The sequence below is a fragment of the Octadecabacter sp. B2R22 genome (assembly GCF_018861045.1).
GTDB lineage: Bacteria > Pseudomonadota > Alphaproteobacteria > Rhodobacterales > Rhodobacteraceae > Octadecabacter.
Genome location: NZ_JAHKQJ010000005.1, coordinates 218,618 through 241,941, shown reverse-complemented (window position 1 = coordinate 241,941; position 23,324 = coordinate 218,618). Strand labels below are relative to the sequence as shown.

General features: G+C 52.0%; 21 protein-coding genes. 14 read left to right on the top strand and 7 right to left on the bottom strand.

Going from position 1 to position 23,324, the window contains the following annotated elements; all coding sequences use genetic code 11:
- Positions 1 to 494 precede the first annotated feature (494 nt).
- Genes rho through KO486_RS03690 form a run of 6 tightly spaced genes read left to right on the top strand, consistent with a single transcriptional unit; the run spans position 495 to position 7,282 of the window.
- On the top strand, positions 495 to 1,766 hold the full coding sequence (rho, locus tag KO486_RS03715; RefSeq protein ID WP_216036220.1) for a transcription termination factor Rho: 1,272 nt from the start codon (positions 495 to 497) through the stop codon (positions 1,764 to 1,766).
- A 30-nt stretch (positions 1,767 to 1,796) separates the two neighbouring features.
- The gene (gene mnmE, locus KO486_RS03710; RefSeq protein ID WP_216036219.1) at positions 1,797 to 3,086 is read left to right on the top strand and encodes a tRNA uridine-5-carboxymethylaminomethyl(34) synthesis GTPase MnmE; all 1,290 of its coding nucleotides are present in this window, start codon (positions 1,797 to 1,799) and stop codon (positions 3,084 to 3,086) included.
- Between the two features lie 3 nt (positions 3,087 to 3,089).
- The gene (mnmG, locus tag KO486_RS03705; RefSeq protein ID WP_216035893.1) at positions 3,090 to 4,970 is read left to right on the top strand and encodes a tRNA uridine-5-carboxymethylaminomethyl(34) synthesis enzyme MnmG; all 1,881 of its coding nucleotides are present in this window, start codon (positions 3,090 to 3,092) and stop codon (positions 4,968 to 4,970) included.
- Positions 4,967 to 5,587 (top strand): 16S rRNA (guanine(527)-N(7))-methyltransferase RsmG, encoded by a 621-nt coding sequence (gene rsmG / locus KO486_RS03700; protein ID WP_216035892.1) that lies wholly within the window; start codon positions 4,967 to 4,969, stop codon positions 5,585 to 5,587. The genes mnmG and rsmG overlap by 4 nt, the downstream gene beginning before the upstream one ends.
- Complete coding sequence (locus KO486_RS03695; RefSeq protein ID WP_216036218.1) at positions 5,541 to 6,395, top strand: ParA family protein; 855 nt, start codon at positions 5,541 to 5,543, stop codon at positions 6,393 to 6,395. The genes rsmG and KO486_RS03695 overlap by 47 nt, the downstream gene beginning before the upstream one ends.
- Positions 6,392 to 7,282, top strand: coding sequence for a ParB/RepB/Spo0J family partition protein (locus tag KO486_RS03690; RefSeq protein ID WP_216035891.1), 891 nt, complete (start codon positions 6,392 to 6,394; stop codon positions 7,280 to 7,282). Before KO486_RS03695 ends, KO486_RS03690 begins: the two co-directional genes overlap by 4 nt.
- Here the strand turns inward: KO486_RS03690 and hemW are convergent.
- The 3 genes from hemW to rph are packed head-to-tail and all read right to left on the bottom strand — an operon-like array spanning position 7,279 to position 9,723.
- Entirely contained in the window at positions 7,279 to 8,415 is a 1,137-nt protein-coding gene (gene hemW, locus KO486_RS03685) for a radical SAM family heme chaperone HemW (protein WP_216035890.1), read from the bottom strand. The two genes, KO486_RS03690 and hemW, sit on opposite strands and share 4 nt — an antisense overlap.
- On the bottom strand, positions 8,408 to 9,016 hold the full coding sequence (gene rdgB / locus KO486_RS03680; RefSeq protein WP_216035889.1) for an RdgB/HAM1 family non-canonical purine NTP pyrophosphatase: 609 nt from the start codon (positions 9,014 to 9,016) through the stop codon (positions 8,408 to 8,410). Before rdgB ends, hemW begins: the two co-directional genes overlap by 8 nt.
- Positions 9,016 to 9,723, bottom strand: coding sequence for a ribonuclease PH (rph, locus tag KO486_RS03675; RefSeq protein ID WP_216035888.1), 708 nt, complete (start codon positions 9,721 to 9,723; stop codon positions 9,016 to 9,018). The genes rdgB and rph overlap by 1 nt, the downstream gene beginning before the upstream one ends.
- Positions 9,724 to 9,838: 115 nt before the next feature.
- Between rph and hrcA the strand changes: the two genes are divergently transcribed.
- Together hrcA and KO486_RS03665 are read left to right on the top strand one after the other, a co-directional pair.
- Positions 9,839 to 10,900, top strand: coding sequence for a heat-inducible transcriptional repressor HrcA (gene hrcA, locus KO486_RS03670; protein WP_216035887.1), 1,062 nt, complete (start codon positions 9,839 to 9,841; stop codon positions 10,898 to 10,900).
- Positions 10,901 to 10,913: 13 nt separating this feature from the next.
- Positions 10,914 to 11,486, top strand: coding sequence for a nucleotide exchange factor GrpE (locus KO486_RS03665; protein ID WP_216035886.1), 573 nt, complete (start codon positions 10,914 to 10,916; stop codon positions 11,484 to 11,486).
- Here KO486_RS03665 and mutS read toward each other — a convergent pair.
- Positions 11,470 to 14,094, bottom strand: coding sequence for a DNA mismatch repair protein MutS (mutS, locus tag KO486_RS03660; protein ID WP_252734551.1), 2,625 nt, complete (start codon positions 14,092 to 14,094; stop codon positions 11,470 to 11,472). The genes KO486_RS03665 and mutS overlap by 17 nt on opposite strands.
- 123 nt (positions 14,095 to 14,217) lie before the next feature.
- Here mutS and KO486_RS03655 point away from each other — a divergent pair, with 123 nt between their 5' ends.
- Positions 14,218 to 16,473 carry an NADP-dependent malic enzyme gene (locus tag KO486_RS03655; RefSeq protein ID WP_216035885.1) on the top strand — a complete coding sequence of 752 codons (2,256 nt, stop codon included), beginning with the start codon at positions 14,218 to 14,220 and terminating at the stop codon, positions 16,471 to 16,473.
- Positions 16,474 to 16,475: 2 nt separating this feature from the next.
- Positions 16,476 to 17,342: a ribokinase gene (locus KO486_RS03650; protein WP_216035884.1), complete on the top strand. Its 867-nt coding sequence runs from the start codon at positions 16,476 to 16,478 to the stop codon at positions 17,340 to 17,342.
- On the opposite strand, the gene msrA is transcribed toward KO486_RS03650, so the two are convergent.
- The 3 genes from msrA to KO486_RS03635 form a co-directional block, all read right to left on the bottom strand.
- A complete protein-coding gene (gene msrA / locus KO486_RS03645; protein WP_216035883.1) occupies positions 17,332 to 17,997 on the bottom strand; it encodes a peptide-methionine (S)-S-oxide reductase MsrA in 666 nt (221 codons plus the stop codon). The two genes, KO486_RS03650 and msrA, sit on opposite strands and share 11 nt — an antisense overlap.
- Positions 17,998 to 18,154: 157 nt before the next feature.
- A complete protein-coding gene (locus KO486_RS03640; protein ID WP_216035882.1) occupies positions 18,155 to 19,378 on the bottom strand; it encodes an argininosuccinate synthase in 1,224 nt (407 codons plus the stop codon).
- 49 nt (positions 19,379 to 19,427) lie between these two features.
- Complete coding sequence (locus tag KO486_RS03635) at positions 19,428 to 19,826, bottom strand: NUDIX hydrolase (protein ID WP_252734550.1); 399 nt, start codon at positions 19,824 to 19,826, stop codon at positions 19,428 to 19,430.
- 107 nt (positions 19,827 to 19,933) lie between these two features.
- Between KO486_RS03635 and KO486_RS03630 the strand changes: the two genes are divergently transcribed.
- Genes KO486_RS03630 through KO486_RS03615 form a run of 4 tightly spaced genes read left to right on the top strand, consistent with a single transcriptional unit; the run spans position 19,934 to position 23,319 of the window.
- Positions 19,934 to 20,932: an Hsp33 family molecular chaperone HslO gene (locus KO486_RS03630; protein ID WP_216035880.1), complete on the top strand. Its 999-nt coding sequence runs from the start codon at positions 19,934 to 19,936 to the stop codon at positions 20,930 to 20,932.
- Positions 20,919 to 21,512, top strand: coding sequence for a CoA pyrophosphatase (locus KO486_RS03625; protein ID WP_216035879.1), 594 nt, complete (start codon positions 20,919 to 20,921; stop codon positions 21,510 to 21,512). Before KO486_RS03630 ends, KO486_RS03625 begins: the two co-directional genes overlap by 14 nt.
- On the top strand, positions 21,509 to 22,750 hold the full coding sequence (locus tag KO486_RS03620; RefSeq protein WP_216035878.1) for a CCA tRNA nucleotidyltransferase: 1,242 nt from the start codon (positions 21,509 to 21,511) through the stop codon (positions 22,748 to 22,750). The genes KO486_RS03625 and KO486_RS03620 overlap by 4 nt, the downstream gene beginning before the upstream one ends.
- Entirely contained in the window at positions 22,747 to 23,319 is a 573-nt protein-coding gene (locus tag KO486_RS03615) for a LysE family translocator (protein ID WP_216035877.1), read from the top strand. Before KO486_RS03620 ends, KO486_RS03615 begins: the two co-directional genes overlap by 4 nt.
- Positions 23,320 to 23,324: the final 5 nt, after the last annotated feature.

The following is a 23,324-nucleotide window of genomic DNA, read 5'->3' as shown; positions in this document are numbered from 1 at the left end:
GAGTAAGAGCAACACCCGCCCTTCCAGCCAAATGTTATGCAGCCTGTCCCTACAGCCAGATTGTTTATCCATAAGGGATAAGGAAGAATCGCACCTGTGGATGAAATTAGGTTGGACTCAAGATTCAAGATAGCTCAATAGCCATAACAAGAATATAAGTATTTATTATCAATACTTTAAGTGTATAAATCTGTTTTTGAAAGTAACGTTAGCTATCCAAAAACCGTGGGTAACTGTGTGGATGACAGCAGTTTTCTGAGTTGTCCCCAGTACTACTACTACTATCATCTATTTTAAGAATCTTTCTTAAGAGTAAGTGAAACAAGCGTTACGCCCAGCCTCATCAAGCCAAACAGCGGATTTGACAGAGGGGCTGAGAAAGCTTAGCAACGCCTCAACCTTCATTCGAAGAGTGTTTTTCCAAACCAATAATAAAAAGACCATGATAGTGGTCGGAGACTTAGTTTATGTCAGATGACGTCATATCTGAAACAGTGGTTACTGACCGCTTGAACCTCGCTGACCTCAAAGCGCAGAGCCCAAAAAACTTGCTGGCTTTGGCTGAAGAGCTGGAAATCGAAAACGCGTCGACCATGCGCAAGGGCGACATGATGTTTTCGATCCTCAAAGAGAGAGCTGAGGATGACTGGGTTATCGGCGGCGACGGTGTCTTGGAAGTGGTTCAGGACGGGTTTGGATTTTTGAGATCTCCGGAAGCAAACTATTTACCCGGCCCAGACGATATTTATGTTTCTCCAGATATGATCCGTTTGCATGCCCTGCGTACAGGCGACACGGTTGAGGGCGTAATCAAGGCTCCATTGGATACAGAACGTTATTTTGCGTTGACGAAGGTTGAGAAAATCAACTTTGAAGATCCCGAACGGGCGCGCCATAAAGTTGCTTTTGAAAATCTGACACCTCTCTATCCAGATGAACGTCTGCAGATGGAAACGGCAGATCCTACGGCCAAAGATCGTTCAGCAAGAATTATCGATTTGGTGGCGCCGATTGGTAAAGGTCAGCGGTCTTTGATCGTTGCGCCGCCTCGGACTGGTAAGACCGTTCTTTTGCAGAACATCGCGCATTCGATCGCGGCAAACCACCCAGAATGCTATTTGATTGTTCTTCTGATTGATGAACGCCCCGAAGAAGTTACGGACATGCAGCGATCGGTTAAGGGTGAAGTTGTATCTTCTACCTTTGATGAACCTGCTTCCCGTCACGTTGCGGTGTCCGAGATGGTGATCGAGAAAGCAAAACGCTTGGTAGAGCACAAGCGGGATGTTGTTATTCTGCTAGACTCAATCACACGTCTAGGTCGCGCCTTTAACACCACGGTTCCTTCGTCCGGTAAGGTTCTGACAGGTGGTGTTGATGCTAACGCTCTACAACGTCCTAAGCGCTTCTTTGGTGCTGCACGGAATATTGAAGAGGGCGGATCGCTTACAATTATTGCGACTGCATTGATTGATACAGGTAGCCGGATGGACGAAGTTATCTTTGAAGAATTCAAAGGGACGGGTAACTCCGAAATCGTATTGGATCGTAAGATTGCTGACAAACGGGTCTTCCCAGCGATGGATATTCTGAAATCTGGTACGCGGAAAGAAGACCTTTTGGTTGACAAGATTGATCTTCAAAAGACTTACGTGCTGCGCCGGATTCTCAACCCGATGGGAACAACAGACGCTATCGAGTTCCTGATTTCAAAGTTGAAGCAAACTAAGACAAATTCGGACTTCTTTGACTCGATGAACACGTAACTTATTGTTTCTAAACAATGGGTTAATATGATGGATACGATTTTCGCACTTGCGTCAGCTGCTGGTAAAGCTGGTGTTTCAATCATCCGCGTATCTGGTCCAGATGCGCTACCGGGTTGCGCAAAGATGGGTGCGAAGTTGGGCCCTCATGATCGAAAACTGGTCAAATTGGAAGCGGCAGACGGTGTCCTAATTGATCAGGCCTTTGCTATAAGTTTTGCAAAAGGTCGCAGCTTTACAGGTGAACAAGTTGTGGAACTGCAAACGCATGGCTCTCCGGCTATCGTTGCAGCCGTTTTGTCTCGCTTGTCTCAACTTGGAATGAGAGAGGCTGAAGCTGGGGAGTTTACCCGGCGGGCCTTGGACAATGGGCAGTTGGATCTCGCCCAAGTTGAAGGGTTGGCTGATCTGATTGATGCAGAGACCGAAAGCCAACGGCGTCAGGCAGTTCGTGTGTTCAATGGCGCACTGGGTGACCTCGCTGATGGATGGCGCAAAAAGTTGTTGCGAGCGGCCGCTCTTCTGGAAGCGACAATTGATTTTGTCGATGAAGAGGTCCCTGTCGATGTTTATCCTGAGGTTAACCAGCTGGTCGACTCAGTCTCCAAAGAAGTACAGCACGAAGCATCCGGGGTGCGGGTTCGTGAAAGGGTCCGCGATGGATTCGAAGTTGCTTTGGTTGGACCGCCAAATTCGGGTAAATCAACATTGCTTAACCGTTTGGCGGGTCGTGAGGCTGCAATAACGTCTAACATAGCCGGCACAACGCGTGATGTGATCGAAGTCAGGATGGATCTCGATGGCTTGGCTTTGACGGTCTTGGATACGGCTGGACTACGCTCGTCGGATGACGAACTAGAAGAGATCGGTATTGCACGTGGCCGAGAGCGGGCCGCGGCAGCAGATGTACGAATCCATCTCCTTGAGTCGAGTGACGCGGAACGGGAATCCGGATCTGATGGTTTGGATATTTTTGTTTTATCCAAAGTAGATAGCTGTGCTCATGAGCCGCATATCCTGGGTATTTCTGGTGTGACGGGACAGGGTGTTGACGAGTTGCTAGAGCAGGTTTCTTCATATTTGGGTAACCTGATTGCGGGTGCCGGCGTCGCGACTCGTTCTCGCCATGAGAAAGCGCTGACAGCCGCTGCGGGCGCTCTTTTAGATGTGTCGAGTTCTCTTGTAACTGGTGGTACGCCAGTGGATCTGTTAGCTGAAGATCTTCGTGTTGCTATCCGTTCTTTGGATAGCCTCATTGGCCGAATTGATGTAGAAAACGTCCTAGGTGAGATTTTTTCAAGTTTCTGTATCGGAAAGTAAGGATTGTTTCACGTGAAACACTCGGGTTTTGATGTCATTGTAATTGGCGGTGGGCATGCCGGAACAGAAGCGGCTCATGCTTCTGCTCGTATGGGCGTGCAAACACTTTTGATAACCATGCGGGCAAGCGATATCGGTGTGATGTCGTGTAATCCAGCTATTGGGGGGCTTGGAAAGGGGCATTTGGTCCGGGAAATCGATGCACTCGATGGGGTCATGGGTCGGGCGGCCGATCACGCTGGTATTCAGTTTCGGTTACTTAATCGCAAGAAGGGGCCAGCAGTACAGGGTCCTAGGACACAAGCAGACCGCGCTCTTTACCGGAAGGCCATGCAGGGCCTGACGGCTGACCGGTCAAATCTGACCGTTTTAGAGAGTGAAGTCGTGGACTTGTCCGTTGATGGCGGCCGTATTGCAGGTGTGCATCTCAAGGACGGATCAGAGATTGAAGCCCGTGCAGTGATTCTTACGTCGGGAACGTTCCTGCGTGGCGTTATTCATATTGGTGATATTTCAAGCTCGGGCGGGCGGATGGGTGACAAACCATCTATAGCTTTAGCCGAAAGACTCGCTGAGCTCGACCTGACTATGGGGCGTCTCAAGACAGGAACGCCGCCAAGGCTGAATGGGAAGACAATTGATTGGTCTGAATTGGAACGCCAGGATGCTGACGAAGCACCAGAACTCTTTTCCTTTCTGCATAAAGCGCCATTTGCCAAACAAGTTGCGTGTGGCATTACGCATACGAACTCTCAAACCCATGATATTATTGAAAAGAACCTCTCCCGATCAGCAATGTACGGGGGCCATATTGACGGAGTTGGGCCAAGGTACTGCCCTTCTATTGAGGACAAAGTCGTTCGTTTTGCCGAGAAAACCTCACACCAAATATTTCTTGAACCTGAAAGCCTTTCGGATGATGTCATTTATCCAAATGGGATATCAACATCTTTGCCGATAGATGTTCAGGAAGACTATGTTCACTCGGTCAAAGGACTCGAACAAGCCGAGATTCTTCAGCCAGGTTATGCAATTGAATATGACTACGTAGATCCACGCAGCTTAAGCTTGTCATTAGAACTTAAGAAACTTCCTGGTCTTTATTTAGCAGGCCAGATCAACGGTACGACCGGGTATGAAGAAGCGGCTGCGCAAGGACTGGTTGCTGGGATGAATGCAGCGGCTGTCATTCAAGAAAGTGATGCAATTAAGTTTGATAGGTCTACATCCTATATTGGTGTCATGGTTGACGATCTGACGGTCAGAGGTGTTTCTGAGCCATATAGAATGTTCACATCTCGTGCGGAGTTTAGGCTTTCGCTACGGGCAGACAACGCGGATCAACGACTTACAGAATTTGGTCGCTCGGCTGGATGTGTAGAAAACGTCAGGTGGCAGGCTTTTAGCGAAAAGAACGAATCGTTATTGGTGTATAAGAACATGCTTGAATCGAGCTCTTATTCATCGAGGCAACTTAACGAAATTGGGGTGAAAGTAAGCGCTGATGGCCCTAAACGTAGTCTGTACGACGCGCTTACCATTGCTGGGACTGAAGTTAAGCAGCTTGGATCGCTGGAAAAATCACTTTTAGAGATTCCAGCTGAATTGGCTGTGCAGCTCGAGAGGGATGCGCTTTATGCTCATTACATTGATCGTCAGCGTAACGATGTGGCAGCTCTTAACCGCGATAAAAAGAAGACGATACCTAACGGCTTGGACTATGATGCCATTACGAGTCTCTCCAGCGAATTGAAGTCTAAGTTGAAAGCGGCGATGCCAGACAATATGGGTCAAGCAGCGCGGATTGATGGAATCACTCCAGCAGCGCTCATGTTGGTTGCAGCAGAGGTCAAGAGATTGGAAAAGCTGGAAAAAGCATCATGATTCAGTCTTCGAAGAGAGTTGCGGGTCTGGATGTTTCACGTGAAACAATGGAGAAACTTCAGAGTTTTGCTCATCTACTAGAAAGATGGACGAAGTCAATTAATCTCATAGCACCGAATACCGTATCGGAAATTTGGACACGTCATATAGTTGATAGCGCGCAGATCTATCAGTTTGCCCCAGCGAACTGGAGTAATTGGACTGATCTCGGAAGTGGAGGTGGTCTTCCAGGGGTGATAGTTGCGATATTGGATCGTGATGATCGCCCAGTTACGCTTATTGAGAGTGATCAACGCAAGTGCTTGTTTCTAAACACAGTACGTCGCGAGTTATCGCTGAACCTGAATGTGCTTAATGAGCGGATTGAAAATGTTCAAAATGCGCAGGCGTCAATCCTAAGCTCCCGCGCTCTTGCATCTCTACCTGATCTTCTTTCGTTTGCTGACAGGCTCTTGGATGCAAATGGCGTAGCCTTATTTTCTAAGGGTGCGCGGTACGAAGAAGAGCTGGATCAAGCAAAAAAAGACTGGCATTTTGATGTTTCAGCTCACCAAAGCCAAACTAATTCAGATGCAAGAATACTCGAAATTTCAAGGATACGCTCCCGTGAACCTTAGTCGTACAACACAGCCAAAAATCATCGCGGTTGCGAACCAAAAAGGCGGTGTTGGTAAGACAACAACGACTATTAATTTGGGTGCTGCGCTTGCGCGGGCGGGTCGCCGGGTTCTGCTGATTGATCTCGATCCACAAGGAAATGCGTCAACGGGTTTGGGTGTTGAAGCGGCCGATCGCGGAATCACGACCTACGATCTGTTGACTGGTGAAGCCTTTCCGACCGAATGCGCTCAAGAAACGGAGGTTTCGGATCTCTTGATCATTCCAGCAACGACAGACCTAAGTTCGGCGGATATTAGCCTCATGTCGAATGAAAAGCGAAGCTATATGCTGCATGATGCGCTGCATCACCCAGACGTGGATCAGCTCAACGTTGACTACATCCTAATAGATTGCCCCCCATCCCTTAATATTCTGACCGTCAACGCAATGATTGCGGCCGACTCCGTTGTTGTACCGCTTCAAAGCGAGTTTTTCGCCTTGGAAGGGCTTTCGCAGCTTATGCTAACTGTTCGGGAGGTTCGGCAAACGGCAAATCCGGCCTTGCGGATTGAGGGTGTTGTTTTAACGATGTTCGACAAACGCAATAATCTTTGTCAACAGGTCGAAGCTGACGCACGTGATAATCTAGGCGAGCTCGTGTTTGAAACTGTAATCCCAAGGAATGTACGGTTGAGTGAAGCGCCGTCCTTTGCATTATCCGTTATCGATTATGACCCTACATCGAAAGGGTCAGTCGCTTACATCGCCCTCGCAGCGGAAATCATCGCAAAAGAAGCGTCCCAGAAAACCAGGAGATCGAAATGAACAAGCCAAAGTCCCCAAATCGAGGCCTTGGACGAGGCCTTTCATCATTGATGTCCGATGTTAATCAAACACATGACGCGCCCGCTGATCGTGCGTTGAAGTCGGAACAATCATTGCCGATCGATCAAATTTACCCGAATCCGGATCAGCCTCGACGCACTTTTAATGAAGAAGCGCTGTCTGATCTAACGGCTTCAATCGCCGAGAAGGGGATCATTCAGCCTCTCATCGTCCGCAAAAGAGAATCTGAAAACGGCTCCTATGAAATCGTAGCTGGTGAGCGACGTTGGCGTGCTGCACAGCGTGCAAAACTTCATGAGGTCCCGGTAATTGTTCGTAACTTCAATGATGTAGAGGTCCTTGAGGTCGCCATCATTGAGAATATCCAACGCTCTGACCTCAACGCAATCGACGAAGCTGCTGGCTACAAACAGTTGATGGAGAAGTTCGGACGAACTCAGGACGAGATGGGCAAAGCTCTAGGGAAAAGCCGGAGCCACATCGCGAACTCTGTCCGTTTGTTGACCCTACCAAATAGCGTCCAAGCATTTCTCGAAGATGGTCGTTTGTCAGCTGGCCACGCGCGGGCGTTGGTTGGTCATCCTGACGCAGACGAACTTGCTGCGGAGATTGTAAAAAAGGGTCTATCCGTTCGTGATGCAGAAAAGTTAAGCAAGAAAGCTAAGTCAAAGCCTACGAAGCCAGCGCGCGGCAAGTCTGTGCCCAAAGATGCGGACACGGTACAGATCGAAAATGAACTTGCAGCCAATCTCGGCATGAAAGTCAGCATTTCTCACGCTGACGGGAAAGAGAACGGGCAGATTGTCTTGAATTACCGGAATCTTGAACAACTTGATGATCTTCTCCGGCTCTTGTCTGGAGGCTAGTCAGACAGAAGTTTGGCAATAATTGCATTTAGAACTGGCCGACCCTGTTTTGTTACGGTCAGCCGGTTCGACCTGCAATCTAGATGACCAGTTTCTTGTAGGTTATTGATTAAAATCATTTTTTCCTTGATCCAAGGTTCGGGTAGCACGATGCCCTGGCTCATACGCAATCCCATCAAGACACGCTCTTCCGTAATTGCCTCAGAAGACAGCGGGCTATTAATCAAATCGCCACCTGACCCAGTCTCGACGCGTCCAATCCAGTCTCCGGGCATTTTGGCTGAAACAGTCTCGAAACGTTTGCCACTCACTGTCAATCGACCATGGGCACCCGGCCCTATGCCAGCCCAATCCCCAGAATTCCAATAGATGAGGTTATGCCGACTTTCCTGACCTTCTTTCGCATGGTTAGACACCTCATAAGCCGGAAGTCCTGCGGCATCACATATCTCCTGAGTGGTATCCCAAAGATCCGCGCTGAGATCTTCGTCTGGCAAGTTACGCAACAAACCACGCTTAAACCGATCCCCAAATGCTGTGCCGTCCTCGATGGTCAATTGGTACAATGATAAGTGGTCGGGATCTAAACGAAGCGCCCGACTAAGCTCGTCTTCCCATTGTGAAACTGACTGCCCCTGTCGTGCGTAAATCAGGTCAAAGCTAACGCGATCAAAAACGTTCCGAGCGAGGTCGATGGCTATCAAGGCTTCGTCGGCAGAATGAAGTCGCCCAAGAGCTTTAAGATCAAGATCGTTCAACGCCTGTACGCCAATAGAAACGCGGTTCACCCCTGCCGCATGATAACCGGAAAACCGCTCTGCCTCGATGGATGTCGGGTTGGCCTCTAAGGTGACCTCCAAGTCGTTGGCGAGCCTCCAGTGTTTCCGTACGCGGTTCAGAATTCTCTCAACCGTCGAAACGTCCATGAGGCTTGGAGTGCCGCCGCCAAAAAAGATGGAGTTCAACACTCTGTCCGATGTCAGCGCTGCAATGCGGTCAATTTCCGATTCAAATGCAGCGGCCCACCGCGACTGGTCGATCGATGCCACGACATGGGAATTAAAATCACAATATGGGCACTTCGCTTGGCAGAATGGCCAGTGGATATAGAGGCCAAAGCCACCTTCAGGCAAAACAACCCTCGATTAATTTTTTGAACGCGTCGGCACGGTGGCTGATCTTGTTCTTTTCCCAACGATCCATCTCCCCAAACGTGATGTCGTATCCGTCGGGTTGGAAGATCGGGTCATATCCGTGGCCTTGATCGCCGCGCATTGGCCACACGAGCTGACCAGGCATGATGCCTTCAAAGACTTCATCGTGTCCGTCAGGCCAAGCTAAAACTAAACAGCACCGAAACTGAGCCGCTCGAGGATATGGCGCTTCTCGCTTCTCCAGTTCATTCCAAGTCCGAGTCATCGCCATCACGAAATCACGTCCGCTGGGCGTTTCGGCCCAATCCGCGGTGTAGACTCCCGGTGCCCCATCCAAGCCATCAACCGTAATGCCGCTGTCATCCGAAAGCGCTGGCAGTCCGGTTGCAGCAACAGCAGCGCGGGCCTTGATCCTAGCGTTTCCAGTGAAAGTGGTTTCCGTCTCTTCAGGTTCTGGAAGCCCGTGGTCCGCGTTGGAGGAAACCGACACGCCAAAAGGCTTTAGCAAATCGGCAATCTCTTCCAGTTTGCCCTGATTGTGAGTCGCGATCAGAAGCTCGGTTTCGTTGAATTTTCTCATTAGCTAACGGCCGCGATCTGGGCTGCACTCAACTCGGCAATTCCTTTATCCGCCAATTCCATCATCGCGTTCATCTGATCACGGCTGAATGTCGAACCCTCAGCTGACATTTGAATTTCGATGAGCTTGTCGCTCGTCATGACGAAATTACCGTCTACGCCAGCTTCTGAGTCTTCTGGGTAGTCGAGATCGAGAACAGACTGACCCGCGTAAACACCACAGGACACTGCCGCTACAGGCACCGCCAAAGGATCCGACGTTACATCACCCGCCTTCATCAATTTGTTCACGGCCAGTTTCAAAGCAACCCAGCCACCGGTGATTGATGCGCAACGCGTTCCGCCGTCTGCTTGAATGACATCGCAATCGACAACGATTTGCCGTTCGCCCAATGCAACACGGTCCACACCTGCCCGCAATGAGCGGCCAATTAAACGCTGAATTTCCTGAGTTCGACCACTTTGACCGTTCTTTGCTTCACGTCGCATCCGAGTGTTCGTTGCACGAGGTAGCATCCCATACTCAGCCGTGACCCAACCAAGGCCAGAGTTCTTGAGAAATGATGGAACGCGCTCATCAATTGAAGCAGTACAAAGCACATGAGTGTCGCCGCATTTGATGAGGCAGGACCCTTCGGCGTGGCGTGTGACATTCGTTTCGATCGAAACTTTCCGCATTTCGTCGATTTTTCTTCCGGAGGGGCGCATTGCATGTCCTTTCTTAGGTTTCTCATCGGATACGCCGCGACGCTCGTAATTCCAACCCCGATTGACCTTTGCCGCGCACGGGGGTCTAACTACCCTCGCCCAAAGGATTGCCACGATGTCTGATCAATTGCCCAATCTTGATGACATGAATACCCGCTCACGCGAAGTTTTTCGTCGTGTGGTGGAAGGCTATCTGGAATCCGGGCTGCCTGTAGGTTCACGGACGCTCACGCGAAGCCTCTCTGAACAAGTCAGTGCCGCGACCATTCGCAATGTTATGCAAGACCTTGAACACCTTGGCCTCCTTGATAGCCCTCACATCAGTGCTGGTCGGATCCCTACCCAGCAAGGTCTACGTATGTTTGTTGACGGTCTGCTTGAGGTCGGTGACATGGATGGCGAAGATCGTGCCAAGATAGATCAAACACTTGGTAGCAATGATGATGACGTTGGCACGTTGCTTGATCGTGTAGGTTCAGCGCTTTCGGGCGTGACCCATGGCGCAAGTCTGGTTCTCACGCCAAAACATGAAGCGCCCATTAAACATGTCGAGTTCGTGAGTCTTGCCGCGGACCGAGCGCTTGTTGTTTTGGTGTTCGCTGACGGACATGTTGAAAACCGTGTTTTCACCCCACCACCCGGTCAGACGCCATCTTCGATGCGAGAAGCGGCGAATTTTATTAACTTTGTAGCTGAGGGCCGGACGTTGTCTGAACTCGGTAGCGCGATAGCGCGCGAAGTACAAAGTAGACGCCAAGAAATCGATATCCTTGCTCGGGAGCTTATCGATACGGGTGCTGCTATGTGGGAGAATAAGGGCGAATCAACCGAACGCTTGATCGTGCGCGGGCGTGGAAACCTAATCACAGACGAGGATGAGGCCGATCTCGATCGCATTCGTACACTGTTTGACGACCTCGAACGCAAACGTGATATCGCTGATTTCCTTGAATTGACGGACCAAGGTGAAGGTGTTCGCATTTTCATTGGCTCAGAGAACAAACTTTTCTCACTTTCGGGTTCATCTTTGGTGGTTTCTCCCTATATGAACGCTGATCGAAAGATCGTCGGCGCGGTTGGTGTCATTGGACCCACTCGCCTCAACTACGGGCGCATTGTGCCCATCGTGGATTATACCGCGCAGCTGGTCGGGAAACTGATACAGGACCGCGGATAGGGAATGCTGGATTATGGCTGACAAAGACAACAACGACCAATTTCTTGATGACATCATGGCGGAAACGGATCTCGGTCCGGAAGACGAAATGACTTTGGATGAAATGGTTGCAGAGAGCGACGATATCGTTGCGTTGAAAACTGAAATCGCAGAGCTCAAAGATGGGTATATGCGGGCACTTGCCGACGTAGAAAACTCGCGCAAGCGTGCCGATCGCGATCGTCGCGAAGCCGAAAACTACGGCGGTTCCCGCCTCGCTCGCGACCTGCTGCCCGTCTATGACAACCTGACGCGCGCGCTTCAGATGGCGAAAGAAGACGGAAAAGAAGGCGACAAAGCCTTGCTAGAAGGCGTTGAGCTGACCATGCGCGAACTGATTGGCGTCTTTAAGAAGCACGGCATTGACCCGATTGTCCCAGAAGTTGGCGACAAGTTTGACCCGCAGTTTCACGAAGCAATGTTCGAAGCCCCCCTACCCGGCACTAAGGCTGGCGACATCATTCAAGTGGCAAACACTGGTTTCATGCTGCACGACCGTTTGTTGCGCCCTGCACAAGTTGGCGTGTCTTCTACTCCGAAGTCTTAACCAAGCCGCGAAGCTCGTAGATCAAATCCAAGGCATCCTTGGGCGACAGATCGTCGGGCATTACATCTTTAAGCCGCGCCTCCACTTTGGATGGCGCGGTTTTTTGTGGCGCTGGCGCCGGAGTTGCACTGAATAGCGGTAGGTCATCGATAACCGCTTTTTGCCGTCCTTCGCGTTCGCCTTTTTCCAATGCCTCGAGCACGACTTTGGCGCGGTCGACAACAGTTGTAGGTAAGCCAGCCAAACGCGCGACTTGTACGCCGTAAGATCTGTCCGCGGTGCCGCGTTTGACTTCATGCAGGAAGATTACATCACCTTCCCATTCTTTGACCGTCACCGTCGCATTGGCTACGTTGTCCAACTTGTCCGATAGACCTGTCATTTCGTGATAGTGCGTCGCGAACAATGCGCGACAGCGGTTTACCTCATGTAGGTGTTCCAGTGTCGCCCAGGCGATCGACAAGCCATCATAAGTTGCCGTGCCACGGCCGATTTCGTCTAATATCACCAAGGCGCGGTCATCGGCTTGATTGAGAATGGCAGCTGTTTCCACCATCTCTACCATAAATGTCGATTGCCCTTTGCTCAGGTCGTCGGACGCGCCGACACGGCTGAAAATCTGACTAACTATTCCGATTGTGGCGTCCTTTGCCGGGACGAATGCTCCCGTTTGTGCAAGAATAGCGATCACTGCATTCTGTCGCAGGTAAGTAGACTTACCTGCCATGTTCGGACCGGTGAGCAGCCAGATAGATTCATCGCTTAGGTTGCAATCATTCGCCACGAACGGAGTACCGCTGGGCGCAAGTGCCGTTTCAACAACTGGATGACGGCCCTCCGAAATGATGAACTCCCGCTCGTTTGTAAGGACCGGTCGAACCCAATTTTCTTCGCGCGCGAGACGTGCCATTGCTGCGCTAAGATCAAATTCCGCCAAACCACGGGCCAAAGTAAACAACGGCGCAGATTGCCCAAGAATTTCGGTACTTAAGGTCGAATAGAGCCGCTTTTCGATTTCTAAACAGCGACCTCCAGCGTTCAGAATCCGGGTTTCCAGTTCCGACAACTCAATCGTCGTGAATCTAACTTGGTTTGCGGTGGTTTGCCGATGAATATAGGTTTCCGACAGTGGCGCAGAGAGCATCTTTTCCACATGGGTGGCCGTCACTTCGACAAAGTAGCCCAGAACATTGTTGTGTTTGATTTTCAGTGCAGCGACGCCAGTTTCATCGGCATAGCGTCCTTGCAAACCGGCGATGACTGACCGGCCTTCATCCCTCAACGAACGGTATTCATCCAGTTCTGCGTCGTACCCTGTCGCAATGAACCCACCGTCGCGCGCGAGAAGTGGGGGTTCGGCAACGAGTGCGGAGTCTAGCAAATCCAGCAAAGGCTCCTGCCCCGTTAGGTTCATCGCCGCTTGAGCCAATACGTCTGGCATCGCAGCGGGTAGCGCGTCAGATATAAGCGCCGCCTGGCTAATAGCATTACGGACGGCTGCCATATCTCTTGGTCCACCGCGCTCTAGGGAAAGGCGCGACAATGCGCGATCCAGGTCGGGAACTTCGCGCAACCGAACTTCTAGCAAAGCACCGACGTCGGCCCGTTCCAAACACCACGATATTGCATCATGGCGGGCGGATATTTGACCTAAATCGCGAGAGGGCGAAGAAAGGCGCCGTTCCAGCAACCGCGCACCTGCTGACGTTGATGTACGGTCGATTACGGACAGCAGCGACCCTGCCCGTCCTCCGTTCATCCCACGGACCAACTCCAGAGATTTACGCGTCGCTGCATCTATACGCATTGCGGCTTCGCGCTTTTCACGGACTGGTGGGCGCAGCAGCGGCAGTTTCCCTTTTTGGGTAATCTCAAGATACTCTACAATCGCCGCCATCGCTGCGACTTCCGCGCGGTCGAAAGCCCCAAAACCTTCTAATGATCCAACAGAATAGACACTAATAAGGCGCTTTTCACCATTCGTGCTATCAAACGCGGCATTGCCGAGGGTGGTGACAGCAGCGCCAGAATCTTCAACGATCGTATGGAAATCGTCCTCACCAGCTTCGCTGAGAAGTACTTCCTTGGGCCCCAAACGCGCCAGTTCCGGCCCAAGCTCGGATGCTTTGCAGCTCAGCACTGAAAACGCACCTGTCGAGATATCGACCCAAGCCAAGGCCCCTTCCCCGCGCACATCAGCATAGGCTGCTAAAAAGTTGTGGCGACGCGCATCAAGTAATGCATCCTCAGTCAAAGTTCCGGGTGTGACGACCCGCGTTACACCGCGCTTAACGACGGATTTGTAACCGCGTTTCTTTGCTTCGGCAGGGCTTTCGAGTTGTTCACAAACTGCAACGCGATGTCCCTTGCGGATCAGAGTTAGAAAATACCCTTCGGCGGCATGATGCGGTACGCCACACATCGCGATGTCTTCGCCTAAGTGTTTTCCACGTTTCGTGAGAGCGATATCGAGCGCCCCAGCCGCTGCGACAGCGTCATCGAAGAACAATTCATAGAAATCGCCCATACGATAAAACAGTAGCGCGTCCGGATGGTCGGCTTTGATCTCAAGATATTGCGCCATCATCGGCGTAACAGTGCTGCTCATGTGTTCCCCCAAAGGCCGCTGAAGCAACCTAATGGCCATATGTTAGCGACGAAAGTCCAAAATCCGCCCATTGCGGGGAACATTCGCGCCCCCTATCAAGGCTCAGACTTAAGGGAGAGAAACATGGCCAGCAATCGGATCACACGAGAGGACGCTCTCGCGTTCCATTTGGAACCCACACCGGGCAAATGGGAAATCAACGCGACTGTTCCAATGACCACTCAACGTGACCTTTCGCTCGCGTATTCTCCGGGTGTGGCTGTTCCATGTGAAGACATCGCCGAGAACCCAGAGCTTGCCTATGACTATACGAACAAGGGCAACCTAGTTGCGGTGATTTCGAACGGCACGGCTGTTTTAGGACTCGGAAACCTAGGCGCGCTGGGCTCAAAACCAGTGATGGAAGGTAAGGCAGTTCTGTTCAAACGGTTCGCTGACGTGAACTCGATTGACATTGAACTCGATACTGAAGACCCAGATGCATTCTGTAATGCTGTCCGCCTCATGGGTCCTACGTTTGGTGGCATCAACCTCGAGGACATCAAAGCGCCTGAATGTTTCATCATCGAACAACGGCTCAAGGAAGAAATGGATATTCCGGTCTTTCATGATGACCAACACGGAACGGCTGTGATTTGCGCCGCCGGCTTGATCAACGCCTTGCATATCTCTGGCAAGAAAATTGAGGACGTTAAAATCGTGCTCAACGGGGCAGGGGCTGCGGGTATTGCATGCATCGAGCTGTTGAAATCCATGGGCGCAAAACACGAGCATTGTATCGTTTGTGACACCAAGGGGGTGATCTATCAGGGTCGTACTGAGGGCATGAACCAATGGAAGTCTGCACATGCCATCAACACAGAATTGCGCAGCCTTGAAGATGCGATGAAGGGTGCCGATGTATTTCTGGGCGTTTCTGCCAAAGGTGCTGTTACGCCTGAAATGGTTGCCGATATGGCTGACAATCCAGTCATTTTCGCAATGGCGAACCCTGATCCTGAAATTACGCCGGAAGAGGCCCACGCCGTTCGTGTCGATGCAATCGTCGCGACAGGTCGCAGCGATTACCCCAACCAAGTGAATAACGTGCTGGGCTTTCCGTATTTGTTCCGCGGTGCTCTCGATATCCACGCACGCGCGATCAATGATGAAATGAAGATTGCGTGCGCTCATGCGCTTGCCCAGCTTGCCCGTGAAGACGTACCAGACGAAGTGGCGATGGCGTATGGTAAGAAACTGACCTTTGGACGAGATTATATCATCCCGACGCCTTTTGATCCTCGTCTAATCCACGTTGTCCCGCCAGCCGTTGCACGTGCTGGAATGGATACAGGTGTTGCACGACGCCCTATCGTCGACATTGACGGATATGAGGAATCTCTCAAGACCCGCATGGACCCAACGGCAAGCATTCTGCGTGGGATCAACACTCGTGCTCGCGCGAACCAACATACGATTGTCTTTGCAGAAGGAGACGATCCACGCGTTCTTCGAGCGGCCGTTCAGTATCAACGTGCGGGTTTTGGGCGCGCACTGGTGGTTGGACGAGAAGACGACGTGAAAGAAAAGCTCAATGCGGCTGGGTTGGGTGATGCGGTTCGCGAATTACGTGTTGTGAACGCAGCAAACACAGAACATCTCGATAGCTATAAGTCGTACCTCTATGATCGTTTGCAACGGAAGGGGCATGATCGCCACGATATTCATCGTCTGGCATCCCGTGACCGTCACGTCTTTGCGTCTTTGATGTTGGCCCACGGGCATGCGGACGGGATGGTTACTGGCGCAACGCGCAAATCGGCCCATGTTCTTGAGTTGATTAACCACGTCTTTGATGCAGGCCCCCAAGATGGTGCAGTCGGTGTGACGGCAGTTCTGAACAAGGGCCGAATTGTTCTTATCTCTGATACGCTTGTTCATGAATGGCCCGATGAAAATGGGCTTGCGGACATTGCTGAGCAGAGTGCGCATATTGCTCGACGTCTTGGACTTGAACCTCGTGTTGCATTCGCATCCTTCTCGACGTTCGGGTATCCGGTTTCTGAAAGAGCCGAGAAGATGCACCTAGCGACGGACGTGCTTGACGCTCGCGGCGTTGATTTTGAGTACGATGGTGAGATGACCGTCGATGTTGCGTTGAATGCCAAGGCACAGGAACACTACCCGTTTTGCCGCTTAACTGGCCCTGCTAACATTCTGGTTGTGCCAGCACGTCACTCTGCTTCGATATCGGTCAAACTGATGCAAGAAATGGCTGGCGCGACGGTGATTGGCCCGATTTTGGCGGGTATCGATAAGCCAATCCAGATCTGTTCGACTGGTAGCACGGTGAACGACATTCTGAATATGGCTGTCCTTGCCTCGAGCACGGCGACGTAACAATGACCATTTGGAACCTTGGCGGGATCAATGCGGACAACGTCTATGGCGTGCCACATATACCGGCGCCAGGTGAAACGTTGGATGCCACGTCTCGACAGGTATTCTTGGGCGGTAAGGGGGCTAACATGTCCGTCGCGGCGTCACGAGCGGGTGCACATGTTGCGCATATCGGTGCCGTTGGGCCCGACGGGCGCTGGGCGGTTGATCGGTTGATGGAATACGGGGTTGATACACGCGCCATTGAAGCCATTGAAACCGAGACGGCTCACGCGATGATCTTCGTCGCACCAGATGGCGAAAATGGGATTGTTGTCTACCCGGGCGCGAACCGCGAAATTCCCGAAAAATCGCTCAAACAGGCTCTAACACGGGCCAAAACCGGAGATTGGCTTGTCACGCAGAACGAAGTGAATATGCAATTGGAGGCCGCAAAGTTAGCGAAAAAGATGGGTCTGAAAACGGCCTATGCTGCCGCGCCTTTTGATGCCGACATTACAAAATCGCTGTTGCCACACCTTGATTTCCTCATTCTGAATGAAGTCGAAGCCAGCCAGCTGCGGGATGCGACAGGGCAGGGACCAGAAGATCTTCCAGTCAAAGACATCATTGTAACTTTGGGCGCACAGGGCGCGACATGGTTTGGCGAAGACAACTCCGTTCATGTCCCGTCTTATGAAGTAACGCCTATCGATACGACTGGGGCAGGCGATACCTTTACTGGATATGTTCTAGCGGGGCTGGACCGCGGTCAGCCCATCCTTCAAGCAATGCAGGTCGCATCAAAGGCTGCAGCAATTATGGTTACGCGGCGTGGTACTGCCGACGTGATCCCTGACTTGGCGGATGTCCAAGCGTTTAGTGGTTGATAAACGGCGCGTTGCTGCCCCAAAGCTGTTCAACACGCGCATCACGGCCGCATGCTTCACGGTAGAATGCATAGGCTTCGGCCTCAGTCTTTATGCCACCGCGCGTGATAACTCGATCTTGGCCCTTGTAGTAATCCTGATGGTACTCTTCCGCATCATAGAACGCTGAGAGTGGCAGGATCGGGGTCACAATTCGCTGACCAAGAGCTGACTGAGCAGACGCGAGTGCGGCTTCTGCAACCTGCTGTTCTGCAGTGTTAGAGACGAAAATAGCAGTCCGATAGCTATCGCCGCGATCGCAAAACTGCCCACCCGCGTCGGTTGGATCCACAGACCGAAAGAACAGATCGAAAATCTGTCGTGCGCTGACCTGATCAGCGTCATAGCGAATTTCGACCGCCTCATAATGACCGGTTCCGCCACCAGTTACCTGTCGATATGTTGGGTTCGCTGTCGAACCGCCGGTGTAGCCTGATGTCACCTCTGCCACGCCACGAACTTTTTCAAAGTCGCTTTCGACGCACCAGAAACAGCCGCCTGCGACAGTGATCGTTTGCATGTCGCGTGCTTCGACTCTGCCGGCTTGCATCAGTGTTGCAGCACCGATTGCTGCCGCCAAGGCGATGGTTTTTAATTTTCGTGACGTCGTCATCATGGAATATCTCCTTTGTCCGTAACAATCGCGGTAAAGGTGACGTTGCGCAATTCACTGCGGCGTGTGCTCACGCGCAGTTTACCAATCGCAACTTTCCAGCGGTGCTGAAAAGGGTTCAGCAGAGCGATCTAACAAATGATGATCGCTCTGCTGGCGCTTATTTTGTGCGCTTGTCGCGTGCTGCAAGTAGTTTCAGGCGAAGCGCGTTCAACTGAATGAAACCTGCGGCATCTTTCTGGTCATAAGCGCCTGCATCGTCTTCGAACGTAACATGGGCTTCGGAATAGAGGCTGAAATCAGATGCACGTGCGACGGTTTTTGCTGAACCTTTGTAGAGCTTCAACGTTACTGTGCCGGTTACATGTTCTTGTGACTTGTCGATTGCCGCCTGCAGCATTTCACGTTCCGGCGAATACCAGAAGCCATTGTAAATCAGTTCGGCATAACGAGGCATAAGCTCGTCTTTCAGGTGCGCCGCGCCGCGATCCAACGTGATCGATTCAATGCCACGGTGTGCTTCCAAAAGCAGCGTGCCGCCCGGTGTTTCATAAACTCCGCGAGATTTCATGCCGACGAAACGGCCCTCAACCAAATCAAGTCTGCCACAACCGTGCTTGCCGCCGAGTTCGTTAAGTTTGGTTAGGACTTCGGCAGGTGACATGTCAGTGCCGTTGATTGAAACTGCGTCGCCCTTTTCAAAACCGATCTCGACAAATTCAGGTTCGTTCGGTGCATCTTCGGGCGCAACGGTGCGCTGATAGACGTAATCCGGCGCGATCTCAGCAGGATCTTCCAGAACCTTGCCTTCGGAAGACGTGTGCAACAGATTTGCATCAACGGAAAACGGCGCTTCGCCGCGTTTGTCTTTGGCTACTTGAATTTGGTGGGCCTCTGCGAATTCCAACAACTTAGTACGGCTGGACAAATCCCATTCACGCCACGGCGCAATTACTTTGATATCTGGGTTCAGCGCATATGCGGCCAGCTCAAAACGAACTTGGTCGTTGCCTTTACCTGTCGCGCCATGCGCAACAGCGTCTGCGCCAACTTCTTCAGCGATCTCAACCAGTCGTTTGGAAATCAAAGGGCGGGCAATGGACGTGCCCAACAGGTAAAGACCTTCGTAAACTGCGTTTGCACGGAACATAGGGAAGACAAAATCGCGTACAAATTCTTCGCGGACGTCTTCGATGTAGATATTTTTTTCAGGGATACCCATGTCCAACGCTTTTTTGCGGGCGGGTTCCAGTTCTTCGCCCTGACCGAGGTCGGCGGTAAATGTTACGACTTCGCAGCCGTATTCCGTTTGCAGCCATTTCAGAATGATTGACGTGTCCAAGCCACCTGAATAGGCAAGTACGACTTTTTTGGGTGCAGACATGGGAGAACTCCTAAGCGTTGATCGCCAGCGGGTTACTCCGATTTCTGGACTAGAGCAAGCTGGCTACGAAGGCTGCGTCACCGTCGTTGCCTAGCAAGGCGGGTGCTTGGTGCATTGGGACCCAGACTGCAGAGTGCAATTCTTCGGTAGGGGGGCCTAGGCACAGCGTCGGTTCAGCCCAATAAATAGCGCAGATTTTCTCAGCCCACATGTCATATTCGGGCATGAAAACAAAGCGTTTGAACGCTCCCAACCGCATGGGCCGTGTAATGCGCCAGCCCGTTTCTTCCATGACTTCGCGATGCAACGCTGGAATAATATGCTCCCCCGGATCAATTCCGCCACCTGGCAATTGAAATTCGGGGCGCTGCCCGTCTTGCACAGTAAGCAATAAATCTCGGCCTCTTTGGAGGATTGCATAGGCACCGGGGCGCGGCGTGTAGCGCATAGCGGGGTCAACTCGATCGCCGTATCTTCGCATCTTACCCTTTTTCCCTGTCTTGTGGCACCTATATGGACGCGGTATGCCAATCCTCGACTTGTTAGGAAAGCCCTATGAACACTGCATCTAAAATTGCTTGGGACGACACCGTCCTGCCATTCCAGCTTGACGACTCTGATATTCGGGGTCGCGTGGCCCGTCTCGATGGTGTGCTGGATCAGGTTCTTTCCCAGCACAACTATCCCGCGGCTGTTGAGGCTTTGGTTGCAGAAATGGCCTTGCTAACGGCGTTGATCGGTCAAACGATCAAACTGCGCTGGAAGCTTTCACTGCAAGTTCGCGGAGATGGCCCAGCGCGATTAATCGCGACGGATTACTATGGCCCTACAACAGATGGGAAGCCTGGGAAAATTCGTGCGTACGCAAGTTACGATGAAGAAAAGATTGATCCAAATGGCCACCCCTTTCCGCAAATAGGTAAGGGCTACTTTGCGATTCTTATCGACCAAGGCGAGGGGACGACGCCCTACCAAGGAATCACTCCAATCGCCGGCGGATCGCTATCTGCATGTGCAGAAGCCTATTTCGCCCAAAGTGAACAACTGCCGACTGCATTTCAGCTAACGTACGGCAAGTCCTCCGTGCCAGGCGGCCAAGAGTCTTGGCGCGCGGGCGGTATCATGCTGCAGTCCATGCCCAAGGCTTCACCATCGGTCGCGGATGAGCCAACCGGCGAAGACGGGTTGTTGAGCCCCGCCGACATTCTGGATGAAGATGAAGGCGAAAACTGGAACCGCGCGACAGCCCACCTGCGGACCGCGGAAGAACTGGAATTGATTGGCCCAAGCGTTCAACCCACGGAGCTGTTGGTACGTTTGTTTCACGAAGATCAACCAAGGGTCTTTGACGCGCAACCCGTTGAATTCGGATGTTCCTGCTCGCCCGAAAAGGTGCGTCAATCACTGTCGATCTATTCGGCTCGAGACATCGCTCATATGACGACGGACGAGAACACCGTTACTGCCGACTGCCAGTTCTGCGGTGCGCATTACGAATTCCAGCCAAACACGCTGGGGTTCGAGGCGACCGAAGGCCCAGATGCTAAGTCCTGACGCCCTAGAACAATCGCTTCGCCGCGCGGTTCAAAACGTGCGGCAAGCGTCTTCGGATTTTGATCTGAATCCGGAATTGGCGTCGCCTGAGAAGCGTACACTAAAACCTGCCGCTGTCTTGGTTGCTGTAAGCATGGACGGCCAACTCATTCTGACAAAACGATCTGCCCAGCTGAAACATCACGCTGGGCAGATTGCGTTTGCGGGGGGGCGTAAGGATGATACCGATCGCGACCTGGCTCATACGGCTCTGCGGGAGGCTCATGAGGAAATTGGCCTAAGATCAGACTCCGTCCAAGTGATTGGAACACTACCAAACCATGAGACGGTGACCAATTATGCGGTAACACCCGTTGTAGGTTTGGTTCCGTCAGCCCTAGACTTCGTTGCAGAACCCGGGGAAGTCGCCGAGGTATTTACTGTACCGTTGGCTCATGTCTTGAACACCGAAAACTACGCAATCGAAGGTCGTTGGTGGCGCGGGCAAAAACGACAGTATTACGTTGTGCCTTTCGGGCCATATTACATCTGGGGCGCAACCGCGCGCATTCTTCGTGGCTTGGCGGAGGGGGCCAAATGAGCGATCCCGTGCAATCGTTTTGGGACACTTCTGGCGCATTAACGAACGTTGGGCAGCCGCGTTGGTTGGTGGACGAAGCTTTGCAGACTTTGATGGTGGCATTCGAAGATCAAGGTCACCATATCTATGCGGTTGGCGGCTGTGTTCGGGACACGGTGTTAGGACGGGATGTTTCGGATGTTGACCTAAGCACGGACGCTTTGCCGGACGTGACAACCAAGATCGTTGAAGAACTGGCGACTCGAAAAAATTCGTGGAAAGCGATCCCCACCGGACTTGAGCATGGAACGATCACCGCTGTCGCTCCAGATGGAGCCGGGACCTTTGAGATTACGACGTTTCGAAAAGACATTGAGACCGATGGACGTCACGCCACGGTCGCATTTTCTAAGGACATAGAAGACGACGCGATGCGCCGCGACTTCACCATCAACGCCTTTTATGCGGACCGGCGTGGCAAAGTTCATGATCTTGTCGGTGGATCAACCGATCTAAAGGCGCGACGGGTCCGTTTTATCGGGGACCCATTAAAACGCATCGAAGAAGATTACCTCAGGATCTTAAGGTTCTTTCGGTTTACCGCGTCTATCGGCAAACGGAATGACGGGATTGATGCAGAAGGGCTCTCGGCTTGCGCCCTGCTTGCCGAAGGGCTCGAGGGCGTCTCCCTCGAACGGATCGGCATGGAAATGACCCGATTGATTGCACAATTTGATGTTGCGCCGATTGTCGGATCGATGGAACAGTCTGGCGTCTTGAATCGTATCTTGCCGGGTGCATCTGTTTTGACGCTCGCTCGGCTGATTGATCTTGAAGAAACTTACCCAATCGAAGGACGCATGATTCCGCCTATGGATGTTCCGACGCGGCTTGCATCACTGGGTTGCGAAGACATCTCGGATCGGTTGCGGCTCTCTAAGGTGGATGCCAAAAAACTAGCCCTCGTCCGCGCAGAAGCAGGATCGATGACGCCACCGCACGAGCTTGGGTATCGGTACGGGTATTGGACTGCAGTGCATTGCCTTCTTTTGCGATGGGCGTCGTTGATGCTGCCATTTGACAGTTCTGTTCTTGCTGATGTTGCGATGGGGGCGAACGCAGAGTTTCCGATCAAAGCCCAAGACCTGATGCCCGCGTTTGAAGGTAAGGCGCTGGGCGATCGACTCAAACAACTTGAAACCGTTTGGATCCGCGCACGGTTTGAGGTTTCCAAAGCGGACCTTTTGGCCACGCCATGACAGTGCTCGTCGGGTTTGTGTTCTTTGGCCTATTCTCACCGGGGCCAAACGTAATCCTATTGACGACATCGGGTGCGCGCTTCGGGTTTCGCGCGACGTTACCACATCTCTTGGGGGTCGCGCTTGGCGTTGGCGTCATCGCGTTTGTAACAGCGCTAGGCCTCGGTGCGTTGCTTGAGGGCGCCCCGCGTTTGCGGTTTGCGCTGACAGTGATCGCCGCGTGCTGGATACTTTGGATGGCGTGGAAATTATGGAACGCGCCTCCAATTCAAACGCAAGGCTCGGATCGACCCTTTAGTTTCCTCGAGGCAATTCTATTTCAATGGGTGAACCCAAAAATTTGGGCCGTAGCACTGTCTGCCTCTGTGCTCGTTCCCGACCTTTCTCTGATCGCTCAAGCGGGCATTTTGGCGATAACGTTCAGCGTAACCAATCTGTTTGTTTGCCTGTTCTGGACCTATGCAGGAAGCCTGCTGAAATCCCTTCTTGTTGATCCAATAAAGTGGCAGATCTTTATGCGTGGAATGGCGCTGGCTTTGGTTTGTTTCTCTGCTCTGGTTTTCCTGTAGGGATT

Coding starts and splice junctions, on each gene's coding strand:
- mnmE (WP_216036219.1), top strand. CDS start 1,797: ATGGATACGATTTTCGCACTTGCGTCAGCTGCTGGTAAAGCTGGTGTT.
- rsmG (WP_216035892.1), top strand. CDS start 4,967: ATGATTCAGTCTTCGAAGAGAGTTGCGGGTCTGGATGTTTCACGTGAA.
- KO486_RS03695 (WP_216036218.1), top strand. CDS start 5,541: ATGCAAGAATACTCGAAATTTCAAGGATACGCTCCCGTGAACCTTAGT.
- KO486_RS03690 (WP_216035891.1), top strand. CDS start 6,392: ATGAACAAGCCAAAGTCCCCAAATCGAGGCCTTGGACGAGGCCTTTCA.
- rdgB (WP_216035889.1), bottom strand. CDS start 9,016: ATGAGAAAATTCAACGAAACCGAGCTTCTGATCGCGACTCACAATCAG.
- rph (WP_216035888.1), bottom strand. CDS start 9,723: ATGCGCCCCTCCGGAAGAAAAATCGACGAAATGCGGAAAGTTTCGATC.
- hrcA (WP_216035887.1), top strand. CDS start 9,839: ATGTCTGATCAATTGCCCAATCTTGATGACATGAATACCCGCTCACGC.
- KO486_RS03665 (WP_216035886.1), top strand. CDS start 10,914: ATGGCTGACAAAGACAACAACGACCAATTTCTTGATGACATCATGGCG.
- mutS (WP_252734551.1), bottom strand. CDS start 14,094: ATGAGCAGCACTGTTACGCCGATGATGGCGCAATATCTTGAGATCAAA.
- KO486_RS03655 (WP_216035885.1), top strand. CDS start 14,218: ATGGCCAGCAATCGGATCACACGAGAGGACGCTCTCGCGTTCCATTTG.
- KO486_RS03650 (WP_216035884.1), top strand. CDS start 16,476: ATGACCATTTGGAACCTTGGCGGGATCAATGCGGACAACGTCTATGGC.
- msrA (WP_216035883.1), bottom strand. CDS start 17,997: ATGATGACGACGTCACGAAAATTAAAAACCATCGCCTTGGCGGCAGCA.
- KO486_RS03640 (WP_216035882.1), bottom strand. CDS start 19,378: ATGTCTGCACCCAAAAAAGTCGTACTTGCCTATTCAGGTGGCTTGGAC.
- KO486_RS03635 (WP_252734550.1), bottom strand. CDS start 19,826: ATGCGCTACACGCCGCGCCCCGGTGCCTATGCAATCCTCCAAAGAGGC.
- KO486_RS03630 (WP_216035880.1), top strand. CDS start 19,934: ATGAACACTGCATCTAAAATTGCTTGGGACGACACCGTCCTGCCATTC.
- KO486_RS03625 (WP_216035879.1), top strand. CDS start 20,919: ATGCTAAGTCCTGACGCCCTAGAACAATCGCTTCGCCGCGCGGTTCAA.
- KO486_RS03620 (WP_216035878.1), top strand. CDS start 21,509: ATGAGCGATCCCGTGCAATCGTTTTGGGACACTTCTGGCGCATTAACG.
- KO486_RS03615 (WP_216035877.1), top strand. CDS start 22,747: ATGACAGTGCTCGTCGGGTTTGTGTTCTTTGGCCTATTCTCACCGGGG.